The sequence below is a fragment of the Posidoniimonas polymericola genome, from assembly GCF_007859935.1.
Lineage (GTDB): Bacteria > Planctomycetota > Planctomycetia > Pirellulales > Lacipirellulaceae > Posidoniimonas > Posidoniimonas polymericola.
The window spans coordinates 61581-84032 of sequence record NZ_SJPO01000003.1 but is presented as its reverse complement, the minus strand read 5'-3'; the positions used below and the strand labels follow the sequence as shown (position 1 = coordinate 84032).

Below are 22452 nucleotides of genomic sequence, written 5' to 3'. Positions count from 1 at the left end.
CTGGTCGAACACCGGCCAAGCAGCGAAGCTCCTATGGGTGCGGCGCGAAGCTCATGGGGACATAAGCAACCGGAATACGAAGAAGAGATTGGCTCTGCTTGCACTGCGTGCTCCTTTTCTAGCTAACGTTCAAGCAAATGGGTGGGAGCGCGTTGGCGTAATCGGCAAGGCCCGTCGCTTGCTGATGTGCAGAACGATTGACGAGCCGATGGTAGGGAGAACAGCAACGCCAGGTGGCCTTCTCAGTCCGCTTTGGCAGAGCTTGCGGCATCTTTAAGAGACCAACAAAAAAACGCAGCCGGGCGATGCCCGGCTGCGTGATGCTCTTTAGTAGAATCTCGTGCTATACGTTTTGCTTTGCGCTTCGAGACGGCCCTAGCAAGAATGGCTAGGCTTTCCGCTTGCCGCGGTAGCGGACCATGCCCACCCCAAACAGGCCACTCCACACCAGGAACGACCCCACCTCAGGGACGGCGGCCAGCGTGAAGCCATTGATCAGCACCGAACGATTGGTCGGATTCGTTAGCTCCACGAGAAAACTGATATTGCCGCCGACGGTAGAGAAGTCGAACGAACCGAAAGCGGGAGTCTCGTTGCCTTCGGAACGAATGACCGTCAGGTCGGCTAGAGTTGGTGATGTGGTTACCGAGTCGGAGAAGCGAACCTCGGTGGAGGCGTTGGCGTAACCACCGGTTGACGGGTCCGTGAGGTGGAAGTAACCGGTAAAGCTGTAGGTTCCTGGATTCACGCCGGACAGCATGATCTCTAGGTAGTCATTGGCGCTGTTCGAACCAGTAACGGTCGACACGAAGTCTCGATTGAGCGCGTCGGGTCCGTTCTTATTGCTGGAATTGACTGGGGGATTCGAACTCCCAAATGTCAGGCCGATGGTCCCGCCAACACTACCGCCGTTCAGACCTAATGCCCCAGTGTGGTCGACGCCGACAAAGCCGTTGGCAGTATCAACTGGCGAACTAGGCGTGCCGAAGTCAACCTTCAGCATGGCGTCAGCGCTGGTTGAGGTGAGCAGAGCAAAGATTGCCCCACCCACGCACAAGAAGAAGTGATTCCTCATGCTATTTCCTTTGATGTGTCTCGATGAAGCCCGAAGATGACATGCGCCTGGAAGAACATCTAAGCGACTAAATTGCGGTTACCTACATCCTAGGGGTTAGGAGAGGAGACTGAAATAGGTAAATAGAGAAANTGGAGGACATTTTACGGCCCACCGCTTTGGGGGGGGGGGGGGGCAAGCGTCTCAAACGTCCATGTTACTGGAGATTAAAGGGGAGTCTTTAGCGGAACCCGAATGGCAGGACCACGGGCATGGCGCCCCGTGCGGCGGGAATACCCTGCTCTTAGCGTCCGACGTGGCAGAGGAACGCCAACGGACGTCCGAGACCGGCCACCGGAGATTACTGCCCATCAAGAATGATCTGTGGTCCCATCTAACCAGGACCGAACCATGAACGGCTTCGCGGCCATTTCTACTTTGGCCGGATTCTTGTCGATATGAGCCACCAGGCGCGTTCCAATAAAGAGGCTCTAGGAACTCGGCGTTAGCCGGTTGGGTGGACCCCTCGGAGAGTTTTGTCCCCGCGAACGAGCAGAAGAGGATAAAAGTCGGCGGGGCGGCGATACGACAGTTCGACTAAGCCGTTTTGGATTGGCGCCTTACGACAACCGCAGCTGGCGATCGGGCCCGACTTTTGTCCCTATCAATCGATGTCGCCGCAGGGGACAAAACTCGGCCGGGACAAAAGTCTCGCTGCCAGGGGCATCGCACTGCGAGCTTTCCGTAACCCACAGTGGGACGCCTACCGGACGCTGGCGGCGACCGGCTGGCCGTTCCACGGCTCGGCGAGCCAAAGCATGGCGGCGCCGTCGCGGCTGGCGGTCAGCGCGCTGCGGCCGTCGGGCGAGAATGCGACGCTGGTCACCTCACGGGTGTGGCCGCCGAGGGTGAGGATCTCCTTGCCGGATTGGGCGTCCCACAGCTTGGCGGCGCGGTCCTGGCTTCCGGTCAGCACCCGGCGGCCGTCGGCCGAGAATGCGACCGAGGTGACGCTCGCGGTGTGGCCCGACAGCGTGGCGACCTGCTCGCCGGAAGCGACGCTCCACACGATGGCGGTGTTGTCCTGGCTGCCGGTCACGACGTGTCGGCCGTCGGGGCTGATGGCGCAGGCCAGCACGGCCCAGTCGTGGCCGCGGAAGACTTTGACCTCGGCGCCGTCACGGCTCCAGAGCCGGGCGGTCTTGTCGGCGCCGGCGGTCAGCACCTGTCGGCCGTCGGACGAGTAGACCGCCTGCAGCACGCGGCCGGCGTGGCCCCGCAGCACGCGGCGCTGGGGCTGTTCGCCGGACAGGTCCCACAGGATGGCGGCGCCGTCGTCGCTGGCGGTGAGCAGTTGGTCGTTGGAAACAGGAGAGAACATCACGCTGTTGACATAGCCCTGGTGGGCGTGCTCAAGCTTGCGGACCGAGCGGCCGGTCTCGGTGCTCCACAGCTTGACCGAGTTGTCCCAGCTGCCGGTCGCCGCGAGCCGCCCGTCCGGCGACAGCGACGCCGACGACACCGCGCCGTGCGGGCTGAAACTGACGATCGGCTGCCGGGCGCCGACGTCCCACAGCTGGGCGTCGTTGCCGCCGATGGTCAGCACGCGACCCGCGTCGCCAGCGAACTCGGCGGCCCAGAGTTGCTTGAGTTGCTGCCCGGCCCGGAGCGCCGGGCGCGGTTGGCCGTCCAACCACGGCCAGACCTCAACCACGCGGGCGGCGGGCGAGGTGAGCAGCGCGAGCCGACCGTCGGGCGAGAAACCCGCGCGGGTGTACGCCGCCCCGCGGGTCGACTCGCCGGCGCGGTGCTCGGCGACAACGCTGGCGTCGCCCAGCCGCCATACTCGCACGCGGCCGTCCTCGCAGGTGGTGATTGCCAGCCGGCCGTCGGGCGAGACGTCGAGCGAGTTGACCCAGTCGGGGTGCTTGAGGACCAGGCGGCGGTCCTCCTGTCCGGCGGTCACGTCCCACTGGCCGCAGGTGTTGTCGCCGCTAGAGGAAATCAGCCGATCGCCAACGAACGACAAACCGGTGATCGCGCGGCTGTGGCCCTTGAGCACGGGGCCGGGCAGCCAGTTTTCGCCGTCGCGGCGCCAGACACGGATCACGCCGCGGTTGTCGCCGGTCGCGGCGAGCGAGGCGCCGTCCGCGATCGCCGCGGCGGTGACCTCCTCGACGTGGCCCGACAGCACGACCGGCTCGGCGCCGTCAATGGCCGGCCACAGCCGGGCCTGGTTGTCGGGGCCGCCGGTGGCGATCCACTCGCCGTCGGTCGAAACGGCCAGCGTCCCCGCGCGGCCGGTGGGGCGGAGCGAGAACAACTCAGAACCGGCCCCGACGTCCCACACGCGAACCGAGCTGTCGCCGGCGCTGGTCGCCATCCGGCGGCCGGCGTCGAACAGCACCGCGCTGGAGGCGAGGTACTCGTGCCCTTCCTGGAAGGTGGTCAGCAGCTTGCCGTTAGCAGAGTCCCACAGCTTGCTCGAGCGGTCGCGGCTGGCAGTGATCACCCGCGAGCCATCATGCGAGAACCGGGCGCTGAGCACCGCGTCGGCGTGGTCGTTCATCACGCGGCCGCGGAGGATGCGGGACTCCTCGTAACCGTCGATGTCCCACAGCCGCACCTGCTGGTCCTGCCCGCCGGACGCGGCCCACTTGCCGCCGGGGGCGAGGGCGCAGGTCATCACGCCCGAGCCGTGTCCGCGGAGCGTCTTGAGCGCGTGATGGTCGTCGGCGTCCCACAGGCGGAGCGAGTTGTCGTAGCTGGCCGACAGCAGCGTGCGGCCGTCGGCCGAGAACACCACGCCGCGGACCGGGCCGCGGTGGCCGGTCAGGCGGGTGAAGTCGACCTCGGCCTGCGGGGCGTCGCCGTCGACGCGGCTGGCGAGGTCGGCCGCCTGCACGGCCGCGGGCGACCACAGGCAAACCGAGTTGTCGTAGCCGGCGGTCGCGACCCGCTGACCATCGGGAGAGAACGCCGCCGCGTATACCGGGCCCTCGTGCTGATCAAACACGGTCAGCACGGCGTACTTGGCGCCGTCCCATTGATAGACAATCGACTTGCCGTCCTGGCTGGCGGTGACCAGCTGCGAGGCGTCGGGCGAGAAGCCGGCCGACCAGACCCACCAGCTGTGGTCCTGCAGCTCTTGGAGTTTGGCGCCGTTGTTCAGGTCCCACAGCCGGACGCGGCTGTCGTAGCCCGCGGTGACCAGCCGGCCGCCGTCGGGCGAGAACCGCACGCTCAGCACGCCCTGCTCCGAGCCGCGGAGCGTTCGTTGCCGCTTGCCGCTGCTGACGTCCAGCAGATGGATGACGCCGTCGCTGCACCCGGCGGCGAGCTGCTTGCCATCGGGGGAGAACGCTACGGAGTGCACGTACTGGGCGAGGCGCTCAGACAGCTGCTCCTCGCCGGACGCCGCGTCGCGGACGATCAGCCGCCCGCCCCAGTCGCCCGACGCGATCAGCCGCCCGTCGGGCGAGTAGGCCACGGCCTCCACCGGGCCGGTGGAATCAAAATGCCGTGGGCTCAAGCCGCACAAGTAGTTCAGCCGCCCCCACTCCCAGTTGCGGAGCGTCGGGGGGCACTCGGCGAGGATCTCGCGGGCGCTGTCGAACGCGTTCTCGTCGATCTTCGAGGCGGCCAGGCCGATGCGGGCGACATAGGCCTCGTACTCTTCGGCGATCTTGGCGGCTTCTTCCAGTTTTTGAGCTTGCTCCGCGGCTGCTCGCTGCACGCGGGCCTCCTCCGCGGCGAGGCGTTCGGCTTCGGCAGACCGTTCGGCGTCGGCCCTAGCCCGCTCTGCTTCCTCGCGCTGCTTGGCCTCCGCTTCCTTCGCGGTCACGGCCTCGGCTCGCTTCTCGTCAGCAACAACCTTGGCCGCTTCGGCCTCTTGCTTCTTCTCTTCCGCGCGAGCACGCTGGGTAACCGCTTCGTTGCGTTCCCTACGCAGCGCAACCGTGAAGAACGTGCCGCCCAGCAAGATCGCAACCAGCGCCGCGGCAGCGAGCCGCTTGAAGAACGTCAGCCTCCGCTGGCGGGCGTCGCGTTCGAGCTTGCCCCGCTCGAGCGCGAGCAGCAGCTTCTCCTGCTCCGGCGTGTCGCCCGACAACAGCGAGACGCCCAGGTCGAAGTCTTCGCTGGCGAGCGCCGCGCCGGCGTAGTCCAGCCGGGTCCGCTCCAGGAAGTCGACCGCCTTGTCGTTCTCGGGCCAGAGGGTGATCGCCTCCTGGAAGCCGTACAGCGCCCGGGCGTAGTACTGGTAGTCGCTGGACTCGTGCGCCTGCTCGAGGTGCTGGCGGGCGTTGTCGGTCAGCAGCAGGCTCTCGGAGTGCGACTGGTACTGCTGGATCGCCGCCTGCAGGTCCTTGACGGTCTGGTAGCGGTCCTCCGGGCGGGTCTGCATCGCCTGCATGGCGATGTCGACCAGCTCGCCGGTCTGCTCGATGTCGTCGATCTTGTTGTTGGCGGCCGCCATCAGGCACTGCATGACGTCGCGGCCGGAGTGCGGCGCGCGGCCGGTGATGATCTCGTACAGGATCGCGCCCAGCAGGTAGACGTCGCTCCGCGGGTCGATGTTTTCGATCGGGCCGCGGGCCATCTCGGGCGCCATGTAGGCGGGCGTGCCGCCGAGGCTGTCGGCCTGGTAGATGGCGCTCGCGTTGCGGAACGCCTTGGTGACTCGGGCCAGGCCCCAGTCCATAACCAGCACCTCGCCGTAGTCGCCGAGCATCACGTTCTCGGGTTTCAGGTCGCGGTGCACCACGCCGCCGGCGTGGGCGAACGCCACCGCATCGGCGACACGCATCAGGATGTTAAGGTTCTCGTCGAGCGACCGCTTGGTGAGCACGTCGTCCCACGGCGTGCCCTTCACCCGCTTCATCGAGTAGAAGAGCGCCCCCTCTTCGCTCGCGCCCATGTCGTAGATGGGCACGATGTTCGGGTGGTCCAGCTCGCCGGTGACCACCGCCTCAGAGATGAACTTGTCGCGTTGCTCGTTGGTGACCTTCGCGCCCGGCTTGAACATCTTGACCGCCACGGTGCGGGCGATCGAAGACTGGGTCGCGGCGTACACCACGCCCATGCCGCCCTGCCCGATCATGTCGAGCAGCTCGTAGTCGGGAACCTCGCCGGGGACGAGCGGCGTCATCTCGCCCTCGGACTCGTCCACCTTCAGCCGCAGCGAGCGGTTCTTGACCTGCAACGTGCTGCGGGTGTTCTTGGAGATGAACTCGTTGACCGTGCCGCTCTGGCGGAGCGTCTGGTTTTGCTTGAAGCCCGGCGCTACGGACAGGCCCCACTCGCTGCTCATGTGGGCGCTGAGGTCGGGGTCTTCGCCGCCGAAGTCGATCGTGAAGTCGCCGTGCATCGGGTGGGTCGACCTGCCGCCGGCGCCCTCGACCGTGGCGCCCTCGCCTGCCCCCCCGCCGGGGGTCCCTTGCACGGTGGGGTTCGACGCCGGTCCCGCGTCCAACGACAGCGAGTCGAATTCAACCGTGGCGTCCCCACGGTCGGCGATAGTTGGGTTCTTCGGCCGGATGTTCACCGTGGGGTGGGTGTCCGAAGAACTGAGGTCGATTGTCTTCTGCGCGTCGTCGTCCGCGGGAGCGTCCTGGTCGTCAACGATCAGCTCGAACGACTCGGCGGAGTCGACGGTCGCCTGCGGATCGTCCTGCGGCGGCCGCACCCGCAGCGACGCGGGGACCGCGGCGCCGCACGCCGCGCAGCGGCCGGCGTCGATCTGCGGCTGGTCGAGTTCGTGTTGGCAGGCGTGGCAGCGTTGCATGAAGTGAGGCTTCCTTGCGGCTGGCGCCGCGGCCTTGGTGCGGGTGGTAAGGACCGCCGGAGAAGTGTGTTCGGGGCTCTGGTGGCTGGGTTTCGGGGTTGGTGTCGGGGGCTGGGTTGTTGGTTACCGGGGCCGGCGGCGGAGCAGGTTGAGCATCCGCCAGTCGTGGTCGTTGGCCCGCTCAAGAGTGTGCTCTACCTTGCGGCGCCAGTCCCCCTCGGGCCGGGTGACGGCGACCGCCATCACGGCGCCCGCCGCCAAGATCGCGTCGTCTGGGCGCCGCTCGTCCGGTTGATCGACTCCGAGCGCAGCGGCCGCGACCGGCTTGGCCTGGCCGTTCGCCTCGACCGGCGCCGGGAGTCCTTCCGGCTGCTCACGGTTCTCAACCGGCAGCGGCTCGGCCGGCGGGTTCTCGGGCTGCGCTTCCTGGTCCTCGGTCGGCGGGCGGTCGCGGGCGCCGTCCGAGTCGTCCGAGACGTCGATCGGCCGGCCGCCGCGGATCACGAAGTCCATCACCAGCCGCTCGGTGTTGCTCTCGGTGCGGATCACCAGGATCTGGTAGTGGCCGTCCGGCAGGCGATCGAACAGCTCCGGCAGCCGGTCCATCGCGTCGGGCTTAAGCTGCAGCGGCTCGCCCGGCTCGCCGTTGGGCAGCACCCTCCGCAGCACCCAGACGCGTTCGCTGGTCGCGGCCTGGTCGCCTCCGCTGGACTGCAGGTCCTGCCCCTGCTGGCTGAGGTCGACGCCCGCCTGAACCGCGGGCGGTTCGACGAACTCTTCGAGCTGGGGGAACACGAGCATCTCGACCGCCGGCCGGGTATCGATCGCGGCGGCGCCGGAGTCGATGCCGGGGTTGCTGATCAGTGCGACGCCGGGTTCGCTACGGCCCGGCTCGACCAGGAACACCGACTCGGCCGCCACGACCAGCTTGCCGTCGTTGGCGGTGGTGTAGTCGTCGTCGAGCACGATCGCGGTGATCGCGATCGGCGCCGCGGGGTCGAGCGGGTCGGGCGGGCCGGTGTAGGTGTAGGAGAACAACAGCGTGACGCCGTCCTCCGATTCCATCCAGTTGATCGGGGTCGCCTTGACAAAGCGGGCGTCGGTGTCGGGCTCGCCGAGCTTGTCGCCCCAGTCGATCCACACCTCGTAGGTGTCGGCGCCCGGGTCGCTGAAGCGGATCGCCATCACCGTGACGCCGTCGCCGTCCAGGTTCTCGGCGTCGACCAGGATGCCGGGCATGTACTCGTCGTCGATCAGTTCGCTTGGGTTCAGCGGCTCGATCGTCGGGTTCACGTTGTTGACGGTGATCTCGAAGCTCTGCTCGGCGTAGCCGCCGTCGTCGTCGTAGAGGGTGACCGTGATCGTGTAGCGGCTGTCGATGTCGTTGTCGGCGTAGAAATGGCTGTTGGCCAGCGTGCCGCTTGTGCCGACCCCGGCGCCGCCGTCGACAAACGTGACCGGGCTCTGGTGCTCGTCGCCTTCGTCGTCGCCCTCCTCGTCGCCCCAGGCGATGGTGTAGTGGAAGATCTCCTCGGTGGCTCCGCCCGGGTTCAGCGGGTTGGCCGCGCCGGGGTCGGAGAACGCGCCCAGGCCGGGGACAAACAGCGTCTGGCCCTCGTTGATGACGAACATCTCATCGGTCAGGGTGAGCGTCGGCGCGACGTTGTTGACGGTGATTTGGAACGTCCGCTGCACCGCGCCGCCGTCGTCGTCGCCCACGGTCAGGGTAACCGTGTACAGGCCGTTATCGGCGTAGTAGTGCGTGTCGTGCGAGAAGCCGGCCGTGGTCGGCGCGCCCGGAACGCCGCTCACCCGATCGACCACGCTCAGCGTGTCCGGCGTGGAGCCGTCGCCCCAGTCGACCTGCACGCCGACGAAGGTCTCCTGCAGCTCGCCGCCGTTGGCCGGGTCGCCCGTGTTGAGCGGGTTGTCGAAGCCCGGGTCGGTCAGCCCAACGCCCAATCCGGCCAGCGTGACCTCGGCGCCCTCGTCGACTTCGAAGGGATACAAGCCGGTCAGCTCGGGGTCGACATTCAATACGGTCACCAGGAACGACTCGACCGCCTGGCCGCCGTCGTCGTCGGTGACGGTGATCCTCACGGTGTACTCGCCGTTGTCGGCGAATGTGTGGTCGCCGACCAGCACGCTGGTCCGCACCTCCGAGCCGATGTTCTGCAGCACCAGGAGGTCTTCGTCGGGGTGGCCGTCGCCCCAGTTGACGGTGGCGGTGTGCGTGTCGAGCGTGCCGGCGTCCTCGAACACGATGCCCGGGATCGTCAGCGCGCCGGGCGTTGCCTCGGCGCCGATCAGCAGCGACTGGCCCTCGTTGATCTGGAACGGTTCGGGCTTGGTGATCACCGGCGCGACGTTCGAGACCTGGATCGTCTTGGCGTCGACCGCCATGTCGGCGTCGTCGTCGACAAGCGTCAGGCGGATGGTGTAGGCGTCGCTGGGCGTGCCGGTCGGGTTGTCGTCGAGGTACTGGTGGGTGATCGAGAAGGCCCGGGTCGCCGGGTCGTAGGCGACGCCCTCGGGCGGGTCGAGCAGGTTGATGCCGACGCCATTGGGGTCGGTCGTAAACTCCTCGACCGCGCCGTCCTCCCAGTTGACCGTGAGTGTGAACGTGTCGAGCGAGCCGGCGTCGACGATGCGGCCGGTCAGCGTCGTGACGCCGTTCTCGTTGATGTCGTTGGCGTCGACGTCGGCCAGCTCAGGGGGAGCGTTGCTGACGTTGACCGTGGTGGTCGCCTGGCCCACGCCGCCGTCGTCGTCGAGCACGTTGACGCGGATCTCGTACGTGTCGGGCGTGCCGGCGGGGTCGTCCAGGTACTGGTGGGTCAGCGAGAACTGGCCGGTCGACGGGTCGTACTGGAAGTCGGCCGGCGGCGCGTCGAACCGCACGTACTGCAGTTGGTCGGGCGAGCCCGGGTCGCCCCAGGTGATGACCATCCGCAGCAGGTCCTGCGTGCCGGGCTCGATGATCCGGCCGCTGAGCGTGGTGACGCCATTCTCCTGGATGCTGGTCGCCGAGAGGCTCTCGACCTTCGGCGCAACGTTGCTGACCTGCACGGTGGTCTCGGCGTAGCCGGAGGCGCCTTCGTCGTCGGTCGCGGTGACGCCGATCGTGTAGAGGTCGACCGGCGTCGCGAATGAGTTGTCGTCGAGGTACTGGTGGGTGATGGCGAACTCGCCGGTCTCGGCGTTGTACGTCACGCCGGCCGGCGGGTTGGTGAGGTCGATCGACTGCGAGTCACCCGGCGAGAGCGGGTCGCCCCAGTTAATCTCCAGCGTGTGCGTGTCGAGTTTGCCGGGGTCCTGCAGCACGCCGGTCAGTGCTGTGACGCCGTTCTCGTCGATGCTGGTCGCCGACAGCCCGGTCACGGTCGGCGCGGCGTTGCGGACCCAGCCGGCGGTCAGCGCGCGAAACTCGCCGCCGTCGTCGTCGCGGGCCAGCACGTTGATGCGGAACCGGTCCGGGTCGGAACCGGGGGCGTCGTTGTCGAGGTACTTGTGCTCGACGCGGAACTCGCCGGTGGCGTCGTTGTACGTGACCCCGGCCGGCGGGGTGGTGAGGTCGATCGTCTGGAGGTTGTTGGGGTCCTTCGGGTCGCCCCAGTTGATCTCCAGCGTGTGGGTGTCGTCGGCGCCCGGGTCGGAGAGCACGCCGGTCAGCACCGTGACCTCGCCCTCGACGATCGGGGTCGCGTGGAGCTGCGAGATCTGGGGCCGGGCGTTGGTGACCGTGAGGGTCGCCTCGGCGTAGTCGGAAGAAAAGTCCGAAGCGTCGTTGACCCGCAGGGCGACCTTGTACTCGCCGTCGTCGGTCGGCTGGAACGAGAAGTCCCGAGTGTCGGCCTCGGCGATGACGTTCGAGTCGCGGGTAACGGTCCAGTCGAACTTCAGGGCGCCGCCGGTCGCGTCGGCGCTGACCTCGACCGTGTCGCCCTCGACCGCCTCGGCGGGGACCGCCAGCGCCTGGATGCTGGCGGTCAGCACGCGGCGGGGCTCGAGCCGGCGGACCGACAGCTCGTCGGGCCTCAGCTGGGGGGCGTGGGCCCAGCGGAGCCGGGGCTGGGACGGGTCGCTCCAGAGATCGGCGCGCAGCGACTGGGCAAACCGCACCACGCGCGCAATCCAGGAGGTCGAGCCCATCGAGTAGCGTATCCGGTTCAGCGCCGGCCAGCCGCCCCTTGGCGATCGGCGCAAGTCACAGTCAGTGCCGTCCTTACGTGGACCAGAACGGCTCCTGTCCGTCTGACGAAAACGGCGAGCCGTCGACAGAACTCGGGCCGTGGGAGCCGGCCCGGCGATGCTGTCTAACCCCTTCTCGCCAGAGCGTTCATTATCATGACGACTCGGTAAAACTGTCAAACTTTTCGGGCTTTTCTCCCCTTTTCGGGGACCGGTCCTGACGGATGGGTGGATTCTGGGGCCCGGTGGCGCCGAAGCAGAAGGAGGACCGTCTGATCCCTAGATTCCGAGCGAGGAACCTCCATGCGTGTGCTGCCCACCCTTTGCCTGGCCCTGGCCTGCGTGGCAGCAAACTGCGGCAACTCGCAGCTGGCGGCAGAGCCGATCGCCACAGCGAGCCCGTCGGACCGCCCGGCGCAGCTGAACGTCGAGCTGAAGCCGGTCCAGACGCTCGGCGTCGAAATCGGGGCGCCCAGCGGCAAGCTCCCCCCGAACTACGGCGCCCTGCGGCTCGCCCGCGAGGGCATTCCCGCGGGCGTGGTGCTGCAGCGGACCTGGCCGGTGATGTCCTACCACTGGACCGCCTCGGCCAGCCGCCACAACCCGCTGTACTTCGAGGAGATCAACGCCGAGCGGTACGGCTACACCTGCGGCCGCTGCCTGCAGCCGGTGGTCAGCGCGGCGCACTTCTTCGGGACTATCCCGGCCCTGCCGTACCTGATGGCCGCCGACTGCCCCCGGGAGTGCGTCTACACGCTGGGCCACTACCGTCCCGGCAACTGCAACCCGTACCGCAAGCACTGGTGGCCGTGCCGGTTGGACGCCGCCGCGGTCGAGGCGGGCACGGCGGTCGGCATTATCGCGATCTTGCCTTAGCGGCGGCTCACGGCAGCCGGAACAGCTGACGCAGCCGCGTCACGGCTAGGTTGCCGAGCGTGGTCGCGCCGGTGTCGATCTTCACGCGGCCCTGGCCGCCGACACGCAGGCCGGCGGGCGGGTCGGCCAGCTCGACCCGCACCTGGTAACGCGGCCCGTTGTCGGTCGTCGGCGACGCGCCTCGCGAGCCAAGCGGCGCCGCGCGACGCGACACCGCCACCACCCGGCCGTGGGCCACCACGCCGGGCGTTTGCCGCCACGCGATCTCAACGGGCTGGCCGATCGCGACGCGTTCGATGTCGTCCTCGGTGAGCAGGACCTCGGCCTGACTGCTAGCGGGCTCGCCGACGCAGCAGACCGACGCACCGACTTCGAGCCAGGCGCCGCGGTTGCTGGGGCTGAGTGGGGTGCCCGACCACCGCGCTAGCGTGGTGCGGTCGCGATCGGCGTCACGCCGCTCGCTGCTCACCACCACGCCCGCCCGCGGGCTGCGGAGCACGAGCCGCTCTGCTTCTTGTTCGAGCTGCGTAAGCTGATGCTCAAGGTCTTCCACCCGCGAGGCAGCGGCCGGCAGCTGGTCGCTCGCCTGGCGGTCGTGGGCCCGCAGGGCGCCGAGTTGCTTCAGCCGCAGCCTCTCCTCCGCGAGACGGCCGCCCAGCGCCGCCAGCTCCGCGGTGAGCTCGGGGTTCTCGAGCCGGGCGATCTGGTCCCCGGCCTCGACCCGCTGGCCAGCAGCCACGGCCGACACAATGCGGCCCGGCGTGGTCGTCACCACTACCGCCGGATCGCTCAACGCAACGGTCGCCTGGCCTTCGGCGTTGAATCCAATCGGCACGAACCACAGCGCCGCGGCAATCGCGGCGACAATCACTACTGTCAGTCCGGCCCGGCCGCGGCGCAGCCGCCGGCGGGCGATCGGGTCCCGCCCGGTACGCCAGGCCGACCGCAGCGGCGCCGACAGCGAAGCGGCCGCCGCGACCACTCCAATCGCGTAGGCGAGGTTCTGCAGGCGGTACGAGTGCAGCGCGACGGTCAGCGCCCACACGATGCCGAGCAGCACTAGTACGAGGTAGACCTGGGACGCCAGCCCGTAAACCGGCAGCCACCAGGGGCGGATCGGCGGGCGCGGTACATCGTGGCGCCGCAGCCAGTCGCCCCACAGGGCGGCCACCGCGTCGCGCGAGCGCTGCCACAGGTTGGGCGTCTCCGTAAAGTCGGACAGCAGGTAGTAGCCGTCGTACCGCAGCAGCGGGTTGGCGTTGATCAGCAGCGTGCCGACCGTGCAGACGATCATCACGTTCAGCGCGGCGGTGTGAACAAGTCCGGCGTCCGTGTACCGCCACACGATCGCGGCCAGCGAAGCCAGCATCACCTCGGTCACGATGCCCGCCGCCGTGACCAGCATCCGCTGGCGTTTGCTCGGCAGCCGCCACAGGTCGGACACATCGCAGTACATCGCCGGCGTGAAGGCGAGGAGCAGCACGCCGAGCTCGTGGACCCGGCCGCCGAAGTGTTTGCAGGCGAGCGCGTGGCCCAGTTCGTGCAGGACCTTCACACCGACCGCGGCCAGCATCAGCGCGGCGACATTGCCTGGCCGGGCCAGCTCGGCGACCGCCGGCATGCCGGCGACGAACGCCGCGTAGTCGGTCACCGCGATCGTCGCGGCCCACAAGACCAGACCGATCGCCAAGAGCAACGCCGGCGGCGAGAACGCCCACCGCACGACGCCATAGAGTGAGGTAATGAAGCCATCGGCCCGCAGCCCCGGCAGGCGGATCGCGAGCAGCTGCGTCCACGACCAGAGCCGTTCGGTGCGGACGCGGTCGTCGCGGCGTTCGACCAGGCGACCGCCCTGCCCCGCGGCGGTCGAGACCGCCAGCCCGGCGCGGTGCAGCCGGCTGACAAACTCCCACACCTGTTCGAGCGTGATCCGCCGTGGCGCGAAACGGGTTTCGAACACCCGCTGCAGGTCGCGCAGGCTCACGCCCTCGCGGAGCGCGCCGAGCAGCGTGTACTCCTGGTCACTGAGGTCGTAGTGCTCGAGCGTCACCGGGTCGGTCACCACCCACCGCGGCAAACCCGCCACCCGCACCGCCGCCGCGACCACATCTGGCCGGGCACGCAACAGCAGCGGTCGATTGTTGGTGGAGGGTGACATCGTTCACTGGCCGCGGGACGGTTACTCGGAGTCGCTCACTTGAATGGTCATCTCGGCGTGCTGGCCAGGACGCAGCAGGCGGTTCTTGTTCTCGACCTCGGCCCAGACGCGGACCTGGTTGTTGATGGGGTCGACCTCGGGGCTGACGAATACCACGCGGCCCATCAGCGCGGAGTCGCCGTCCGCGGAGAGTCTGACGAGCGCCTCGGCGCCCGGCGTGACGCGCGCCACGTCGGCGGCGGCGATGAAGCCCTCGGCCTTGAGCCGGTCGATGCCGACCAGCCGGAAGGCGAGCTCGCCCGGCTCGAGCCACTCGCCCAGCCGGGCGGGCGCCTCGACCACGACGCCGTCAATCGGCGCGACGATCTGCCGCAGCCGGCGTTCGAGCCGCGCCGCGCTGACCGCGGACTTCTTCACCTCGACCTCCATCGCCAACAGCCGCTGGTCCTGCTCGGCCTGCTCACGCTCCAGCGCGGTCTTCTCGACCTCAAGCCGCTCGACATCGATCTGCGAGCGGGAGATGCTCTTCGGGAAGCTGACGATCGACTCCTCGCTCCGCCGCAGCTCGGCCGCGGCGACCTCGTTGGCCTTCGACGCGTAGCGGACCTGCACGTCGTTCTCGGCGCGGCGCTGGGCGATCTCCCACTCGACGCGCGCCGCCTGCTCGGCGAGCTCTGCCTCGCGCTGGTCGAGCTCGGCCAGCAGGTCGCCCTTGCTGACGGCGTCCCCCTCGCGGGCGTGGATCTTGGTCAGCACGCCGGACCGCTGCGCGGGGGCGTCGGCCTCGTGCAGCAGCCGCAGCACGACCGCGTCGACCTTCACTCCGTCGGCGGCAGCGATGGCTGCGCCACTGAAGAGCATTAGCAGTACGGCGGCGAAAAGCTTGTTGCGGAACATATCAGAACTCCCACCACACGCGGACTGCGTTGATCAGGTCGTGGGCCAGCACGTAGCCGAGCGGACGCTCGCCGCACAGCACCCGCGCCCGCACCGAGGCTCCGGGCCGCACCTCGGGGTCGTCGTGCGAGAGGTCGCCCGGCTGCGGCGCGACGCGGACCTCGATCACGCGTGGGCCGTCGGCTTCGGCGGCGGCTGGCTGGTCGTCGGCGCGGCCGGCAATCTGGGTCACCTCGCCGCGCAGGAAGCCTTCTTCTTGGCTGCCGAGTCGGTACTCGACCTGCAGCGGCGCCCCGTCATCTTCTGCTTGAGCATCGACAAGGTAGCCAATCCGGTCGTCCGGCAGCCGCAGCTCGACCCGCCAAGGGCCGGCCGTGTCGGCGACGCTCATCAGGTTCTGGCCACGCTCGACGGGGCGGCCGTTGAGTGTTTCGTCGAGTGCCCACGTTACTATCATGCCGCTCACCGGGCTGGTGACCGCAAGCGCCTGCTGACGCACCAGCAGCAGCCTCTGCTGCTCGTCGAGGCTCGTCAGGCGTTGCTTGAGCTGCTGCTCCTCGGCCGACAGCCGGTAGGTTTGGGCGCGGTCGGACTGGCGGGCGTCGAGGCTGGCGCGGGTCGCGCGGACGGCGTCGAGCTGCCGCTGGGCGGTCTGACGCTCACCGTCGAGCTGCCGTAGTTCGAGCTCTAGATTTGCGTCGCGGAGCTCCAGCAAGAGGTCGCCCTCTTTGACTTGCTGGCCGTGGGACACCAGCACCCGCTGCACCACCGCGTTGTCGGGCGCGAACACGTTCCGCTGGTTCACCGGCTGCAGCTCGCCGCGGGCGTCGATGCGAAGCTCGGCCGGGATCAGAACCAGAGCCAGAACAGTCGCCACCAGCACAGCCGCAACGGCCGCGAGCTTCGCGAGCGTGCCGGGCCGCGTCAGCCCCCGCAGCGGGCGGGTCAGCCCGACAAGCGGCGTCGCGTCGTGTTCGAGGGAGTTGCCGAGCGCCGCGCCGCAGACGCGGGCGACCTCCGCGACGCGGTCGCGGGCGAGCGGCGTGTCGCCGGCCGCGAAGCTCTCGGCGACCAGGGCGCCGATGATCAAGTCTTCGAACTGTGAGTCGTCGTCGGCCCGGCGAACAAGCGGCGTTACGGCGATCTGCCGCGAGTTGGACTCGTCGGCGTAGGCGTGCAGCGCGTCGGACGCCTGAGGCAGCGTTTCGTCGTGCTCGTCGGCCAATGCGTCGTCCGCTAGGTAGAGCGGGTCGCCCAATCGGCAGCTGATCGCGGCGACCTCCTGAAGGCCGCGGACGGTGCGCGAGCGGCGGTCGGCCTGCTCGACGCCGCTGACCGCCAGCAGCCGGCAAGAGCGGCCCCGCAGCTCGAGCACGCTGACCCGGCCGCAGCCGATAGCGGCGCGGGCCTCGTTGGCGATGGTGGCGGCGGTCTGGTCCAGCGACAGCGTGGCGTGGACGCGTTCGGCGAGGGTCAGCAGCCGCTGCTGGTCGGCGCAGACGCCGTCGAGCCTGGCGAGGTCGGCGTAGGCGTGGTGCTCGGCCGCGACCTCGGCGACCGCGGCCAGCAGTCGCTCGGCGCCGCGGTACACGGCGGGCGACCCGCCGGGCTGCATCCGGAGCTCGATGAGCGCGGCGACACGCTCCCGCGACGCCACCGGCGTCACGACCAGCGTGTAGGGTGTGTGGTTGGCGTCGGCGGCGAGGTCCGACTCGGTGTTGGCGGCCAGGATCTTGGGCTCGCCAGATTCGGCGACCGCGGCCAGCAGCAGCTCGTGCCGCAGGCGGTACTTGGGGTCGGGGTTCGCTGCGTTGGAGTCGTTCGGCGAGATCACACAGACCCGCCGCATCCGCCCACCCGACTGTGGGGTCCAGACCGCCCCGCCGGCCGCGGCGAGCGCGGTGACCGTGCGGCGGAGCGCCTCTTGGTAGAAGCCCTCGGACGAATCGCCCGCGCGTGCTAGCTCTGTCAGCGACGCCAGCTCGGCGGCAAAGTCCCCCCAGAAGTCCTCGGCGGCGCGCGGCGCCGCGGCGCTGCCAGGCGGGGCGCTGCCGGGGGTCGTGCTGCGGCTGGCGGGGGTAGTGGCCATCGAGCCTTAAGTATACCGACGGCCCCCAAAACCGCCCGCAAACAAACACGCCCCTAAGCGGCCTTCAAGCGGGCGTGTTTCACAATGCAACGCTGGCGCGGGTCGTGCCTGCAGGGAAAGGCCACACGGCTTGGCAGAATCTAACGATTAGTCTCATTGTTCCGGCCGCCGGTGGTCGATGAGCCAGACGAGAGCAGGTTCTCGTTGCTGCGCCGGCGTCGCGCCGCCGCTAGCATTCGCGCCCGCTCCGAGACCAGACACCTTGCCCCAGGACCGAGCGTGGCGACCACCCGTCCAACACGACACACCGCGCTGCGGCTGCTGCTGGCGGCCTCGTTGCTGGCGGGCGGGTGCCGCACCAAGCAGGCGGCGTTCAAGTCGTGCGGCGACTGCGTCGCGGGCGACTACTACGCCACGGCGGCCGCCGACATCGACTACCCGGCGGTCAGCCAGTGCTCGCTCGAGGGGTGCGACGCGGGTCTCGGCACCCTGCCCCCGCGGACGCTGTCCGATCAGCAGGCCGCCAGCTACCGCGACATCCTCCTGGAAGAGGTCATCCAGATGGGCCTGGCGCAGTCCACCGTGCTGCGCGACCTCGGCGGCTCGGTCGTCCGCTCGCCCCAGTCGACCCAGACGGTCTACGACCCGGCGATCCAAGAGACCGACCCATCCGGCGGCATCGAGGCCGCGCTCAGCGCCTTCGACGCCCAGTTCACCACCAGCCTGTTCTTCGAGAACAACGACCGGGCCCTCAACAACCAGTTCTTCGGCGGCGGCACGCAGACCTTTACCCAGGACGCGGCCGTCCACCAGATGCAGCTCTCCAAGCGCTCGGTAGCGGGCACGGAGCTCGCCGCCCGGCAGGTCATCGAGTACGACAGCAGCGTCGACACCAACCCGTTGCGGTACGGCCAGCCCCTGCCCGGCAACCAGTTCATGAGCGCCTACACCGTGAAGGTCGAGGGCGAGTTCCGCCACCCGCTGATGCAGGGGGGCGGCGCCGAGTACAACCGCATCGCCGGCCCGACCCGCACGCCCGGCGTCTACAACGGCGTGCTGATCGCGCGGCTCAAGACCGACGTGCAGCTCACCGAGTTTGAGATCGCCGTCCGCGACCTCGTCAGCAACCTCGAGAACGCCTACTGGGATCTGTACTTCGCCTACCGCGACCTCGACGCCAAGATCGCCGCCCGCGACTCCGCGCTCGACACCTGGCGCCGCGTCCAGGCGCTCTACGAGACCGGCCGCCGCGGCGGCGAGGCAGAAAAAGAAGCCCAGGCCCGCGAGCAGTACTACCGCTTCCAGGAAGAGGTAGAAAACGCCCTCAGCGGGCGGCTGTTCGACGGCACCCGCACCAACAACGGCAGCGCGGCCGGCACGTTCCGCGGCAACGGCGGCGTGTATGTCGCCGAGCGGCGGCTGCGGCGGCTGATGAACCTGCCCGCCTCCGACGGCACGCTGCTGCGTCCCGCGCAGGAGCCGATTGTCGCCGAGGTCGTATTCGATTGGGACCAGGTGATGCTCGAGGCTATCGACCGCCGCGCGGAGCTCCGCCGTCAGAAGTGGGGCATCCGTCGCCGCGAGCTCGAGCTGATCGCCAGCAAGAACCACCTGCTGCCGCGGCTCGACGCCGTCGGACGCTACCGCTGGCGCGGCTTCGGCGACCACCTGCTCGACAACGGGCCCTCGCCCGACGACCGCTTCGACAACGCGTTCGAGGACCTCGGCACGGGCGACTTCCAGGAGTGGCAGCTCGGCCTCGAGCTCGACATCCCAATCGGCTACCGCCAGGCCCACTCCGCCGTCCGCAATGCCGAGCTGCTGCTCGCCCGCGAGCGGGCAATGCTCTGCGATCAGCAGCAGGAGATCGTGCACCAGGCCGCCAACGCCGTGGCCGACGTCGACCGCGCGCTGCGGGTCTCGCAGACCAGCTACAACCGCCTGGTGGCGTCGCGCAACCAGCTCGACGCGGTCAGCGCGGCGTTTGAATCGGACAAGGCGCCGCTCAACCTGCTGCTCGACGCGCAGCGGCGGCTGGCCGAGGCCGAGTCGCGCTACCACCGCACGGTCACCGAGTACGCGGTGTCGATCAAGAACATGCACTTCGTGAAGGGGACGCTGCTCGAGTTCGACGGCGTGTTCCTGACCGAAGGGGGCTGGCCCGGCAAGGCGTACCAGGACGCCCGCGACCTCGAAGACCGCCGCGGCGGGCCCCGCGAGATGAACTACGCGTCGCGGCGGGCCCCGGCCGTCAGCCGCGGCGTCTACGACCAGCACCGCGACGCCTGCCAGCAGCCGGCCATGCACGGCGCGGCGCCCGCCGAGCCAATGACCGCCGCGGCTCCGACCGCCAGGGAGCTGCCCGCCATCGAGCAACCGGTAGCTGTGCAACCGACAACCGTTCAGCCGCCCGCGACCGTGCGGCCGAAGGTCGTGACGCGTCCCGTCCGCCAGCCGGCCGCCGCCCCGAGCAGCGACAACGCCCCGCGGGCGGCCACGCGACCCGCCACGCCCGACACCTCGGCTCCTGTACTGAAGGCCAACCCTCCGGCAACGTCGCCCACGCCGCGGCGGGTCGCGCCCGAGGCGCCCACACCACTGCCGAAGCCGTTGCCGCAGAGCGAGCAGCCGGCCAAGAAGAGCCGCGCCGAGGCCGAGTTCGACCTGCTGTTCCAGCCGACCGGCCTGAACGCGCCGCAGGCGTTGCCCTCGCTCAACCGGTGAGTCCACCGCGGGCCGGACCCTCGACAACCTGAGGTCCGCACCCCTACGCTAGCCGCATGCTGCGGTCACGCCTGTTCTGGAAACTGTTCCTCGCCTTCGCGGTGGTCAACTTATTGGCCGCCTACTTGCTGCTGCGCGGGATGCTCAACTGGTCGGAAGACCGCGCCTACGACCAAGCGGAGCGGCAGCTCAAGGCGATCGCCGTGCTGATGCACCGCGCGTACGGCGACCGACTGCGGGAGGAGCCGAACGAGAACCTGCAGCAGGAGCTGATCCGCCTGGGCGAGGATTCCGGCTACCGGCTGACGCTCATCGACCCCGACGGCCGCGTGCTGGCCGACTCCGCCCAACCCAATGTCGCAGCGGTCCGCGAGATGGAGAACCACGCGAAGCGGCGCGAGGTGCAGCAGGCGCTACGCAACGGGGTGGGGGTCGAGCGGCGGACGAGCGCGTCGGTCGGCGAGCCGTACGTCTATCTGGCGATGCGGCACGACCCCCCCGGGGGCCCCGCCGGCGGACCCGCCGCCACCGTCCGCGCCGCGGCCGCGGTCGAGGTCATCGAGCAGGAGATGGACTTCCTCCAGCGGCGGCTCTCGATGCTCGCGCTCTTCATCGGCGCCGCGCTCCTGGGGGTCACCTACCTCGTGGTCCGCAGCATTGTGCTGCCGGTGCTGGAACTCAACGCCGCCGCCGAGGCGGTGGGGCGTGGCGATTACGAGCAGCGGGCGTTCGTTCCCAACCGCGACGAGCTCGGCGCGCTGGCCGGGTCGTTCAACCGCATGTGCGGCGAGCTGGCCGACCAGATCGCCCAGCTGCGACGCAGCGGCCAGCAGCAGGCGACCGTGCTGGGCGGCATGGTCGAGGGGGTCATCGCCATCGACGCCCAGCAGCGGGTCGTGCTGGCCAACAAGGCGGCCGGGTCGCTGCTCGGCTTCCGCCCCGAGACGGTCGAGGGCCGGCCGCTGGTCGAGGTAATCCGCAACCACACCCTGCACGACGCCCTGGCCGAGGCCCAGGCCACTGGGCGGCCCCACCGACTGGACGTCGAGCAGCAGGGCGCCGAGTCGCTGCTGCTGTCGGTGCAGATCACCCCGCTGGCGGGCGACGAAACGGGCGCGGCGGTCATCGTGCTGAACAACATCACCGAGCTCCGCCGGCTCGAGTCGATCCGGCAGGAGTTTATCGCCAACGTTAGCCACGAACTGAAAACGCCGCTGGCCTCGATCAAGGCGTACACCGAAACCCTCATCGGCGGCGCGCTGCACGACGAGCAGCACGCGATGCAGTTCCTGCAGCGGATCGAGGAACAGGCCGACCGCCTCAACGCGCTGATCCAGGACATGCTCAGCCTGGCGCGGATCGAGTCGGCCGAGCAGAGCTTCGAGCTGACCAGCATCGTTGTCGGTGAGGCGGTCGCCGCCTGCCTGAACGACTACGCGCCGCAGGCCTTGTCGCGCGGCATCGAGCTGGCCGTCGACTCGCTCGAGCCCCACGCCGAGGTGCTCGCCGACGCCGAGGGCCTGCGGGTGATCCTCGGCAACCTGGTCGACAACGCCATCAAGTACACGCCGCAGGGGGGAAACGTCACGGTCGCGTGGCGGATCACCGAACAGAATCAGGTGCTGCTGACGGTCGCCGACACCGGCATCGGCATCCCCAAGGACGAGCTGCCGCGGGTGTTCGAACGCTTCCACCGCGTCGACAAGGCCCGCTCGCGCGAGCTGGGCGGCACCGGCCTGGGGCTGTCAATCGTCAAGCACCTGACGCAGTCGTTCGGCGGGTCGGTGGCGGTCGAGTCGAAGGTCGACGGCGGCACCACGTTCTCGGTCGCGCTGCCGCGGCCCTAGCGAACCGGCTGCAGCCGGGCCCCGCCCGCCCACTGCCGCAGACCCGCGGTCAGCGGCGCGACGTGCTCGGCGTGGCGGACCACCTCGGTGTAGCGGCCGCGGGCGACCTGCTGCTCGCCGTGACGCTCGTAGTCGGCCGCGCCCTCGAACGCCGCCAGCCCCGACTCCGTGAGCGATGGCCGCAGACACTCGACCGCGAACGCCTCGCGGCCGTAGGTCTCGACCGCGCGCACGACTTCGCCGCGGATCTCCTCGTACGCCATCCCGACCTCGATCTTCCGATCGACCGCCGCGTCGTCGAGATGGATGAAGCAGGCACGGTCGGCTAGCTCGGGGCGGACCGATCCGGGGGTCGCCTCGAGGGGGAAATCGTAGCTCGCCAGCGGCCGACCCGTGGCGCGGCGGGCGAGAATTAACGCCGCGTCGAGCACCGCGCGGAACACGTCGTGCCCCATGATGGCGCCCTCGGGGGCGTCGCCCACGACGTAGTCGTAGCCGCCCGCGGCGATCACCTCAGCCAGGCTCTCCGTGGTAGTCTTCAGCAACGTCAGGTCGCCGCCCAGCACCGCTTCGTACAGCTGGCGGTCGGTCAGCGGCGCGCAGAAGCCGGTCATCCGCCCGCCGTTCTGCTCGACCCACTGCTTAGTGCGGTACACCCGCGACTCCCCGCCGTGGCCCGAGCCGTCGGTCAGCACCGCGACATCGGGCCGGGCGATCTCGCACCAGTGCAGCACACGGAGCTCGTGGCCGGGGTGGGCGATAGCCAGCAGCGGGCGGCCGGGCGGCGGTGCGTTGTCGTGTGGCATGGTGATCGTCGGGCGGCCCTGCGTT

Annotated in this window: 10 protein-coding genes; 3 read left to right on the top strand and 7 right to left on the bottom strand. The window is 69.2% G+C overall.

What is annotated here, in order from left to right:
• Positions 1-388 precede the first annotated feature (388 nt).
• The 3 genes from Pla123a_RS07070 to Pla123a_RS07060 all read right to left on the bottom strand — a co-directional run bounded on the left by Pla123a_RS07070 (position 389) and on the right by Pla123a_RS07060 (position 10991).
• Positions 389-1003 carry a hypothetical protein gene (locus tag Pla123a_RS07070; protein ID WP_231956354.1) on the bottom strand — a complete coding sequence of 205 codons (615 nt, stop codon included), beginning with the start codon at positions 1001-1003 and terminating at the stop codon, positions 389-391.
• An 814-nt stretch (positions 1004-1817) separates the two neighbouring features.
• A complete protein-coding gene (locus Pla123a_RS07065) occupies positions 1818-6839 on the bottom strand; it encodes a protein kinase domain-containing protein (protein WP_146585312.1) in 5022 nt (1673 codons plus the stop codon).
• A 123-nt stretch (positions 6840-6962) separates the two neighbouring features.
• A complete protein-coding gene (locus tag Pla123a_RS07060; protein WP_146585310.1) occupies positions 6963-10991 on the bottom strand; it encodes a PKD domain-containing protein in 4029 nt (1342 codons plus the stop codon).
• A 342-nt stretch (positions 10992-11333) separates the two neighbouring features.
• Here Pla123a_RS07060 and Pla123a_RS07055 point away from each other — a divergent pair, with 342 nt between their 5' ends.
• On the top strand, positions 11334-11906 hold the full coding sequence (locus tag Pla123a_RS07055) for a hypothetical protein (protein ID WP_146585309.1): 573 nt from the start codon (positions 11334-11336) through the stop codon (positions 11904-11906).
• Between the two features lie 7 nt (positions 11907-11913).
• On the opposite strand, the gene Pla123a_RS07050 is transcribed toward Pla123a_RS07055, so the two are convergent.
• From Pla123a_RS07050 to Pla123a_RS07040, 3 genes are read right to left on the bottom strand one after another with little or no spacing between them, the layout of a single operon-like run.
• Positions 11914-14064 (bottom strand): HlyD family efflux transporter periplasmic adaptor subunit, encoded by a 2151-nt coding sequence (locus Pla123a_RS07050; RefSeq protein WP_146585307.1) that lies wholly within the window; start codon positions 14062-14064, stop codon positions 11914-11916.
• 21 nt (positions 14065-14085) lie between these two features.
• Positions 14086-14961, bottom strand: a complete 876-nt coding sequence (locus Pla123a_RS07045) for an efflux RND transporter periplasmic adaptor subunit (protein ID WP_146585305.1) — start codon at positions 14959-14961, stop codon at positions 14086-14088.
• Between the two features lies 1 nt (position 14962).
• Entirely contained in the window at positions 14963-17050 is a 2088-nt protein-coding gene (locus Pla123a_RS07040) for an efflux RND transporter periplasmic adaptor subunit (RefSeq protein WP_146585303.1), read from the bottom strand.
• Positions 17051-17329: 279 nt separating this feature from the next.
• Here Pla123a_RS07040 and Pla123a_RS07035 point away from each other — a divergent pair, with 279 nt between their 5' ends.
• Complete coding sequence (locus Pla123a_RS07035; RefSeq protein WP_146585301.1) at positions 17330-19774, top strand: TolC family protein; 2445 nt, start codon at positions 17330-17332, stop codon at positions 19772-19774.
• Positions 19775-19830: 56 nt separating this feature from the next.
• The gene (locus Pla123a_RS07030) at positions 19831-21621 is read left to right on the top strand and encodes a HAMP domain-containing sensor histidine kinase (protein WP_146585299.1); all 1791 of its coding nucleotides are present in this window, start codon (positions 19831-19833) and stop codon (positions 21619-21621) included.
• Here the strand turns inward: Pla123a_RS07030 and Pla123a_RS07025 are convergent.
• Positions 21618-22427 (bottom strand): hypothetical protein, encoded by an 810-nt coding sequence (locus tag Pla123a_RS07025; RefSeq protein ID WP_146585297.1) that lies wholly within the window; start codon positions 22425-22427, stop codon positions 21618-21620. The two genes, Pla123a_RS07030 and Pla123a_RS07025, sit on opposite strands and share 4 nt — an antisense overlap.
• Positions 22428-22452: the final 25 nt, after the last annotated feature.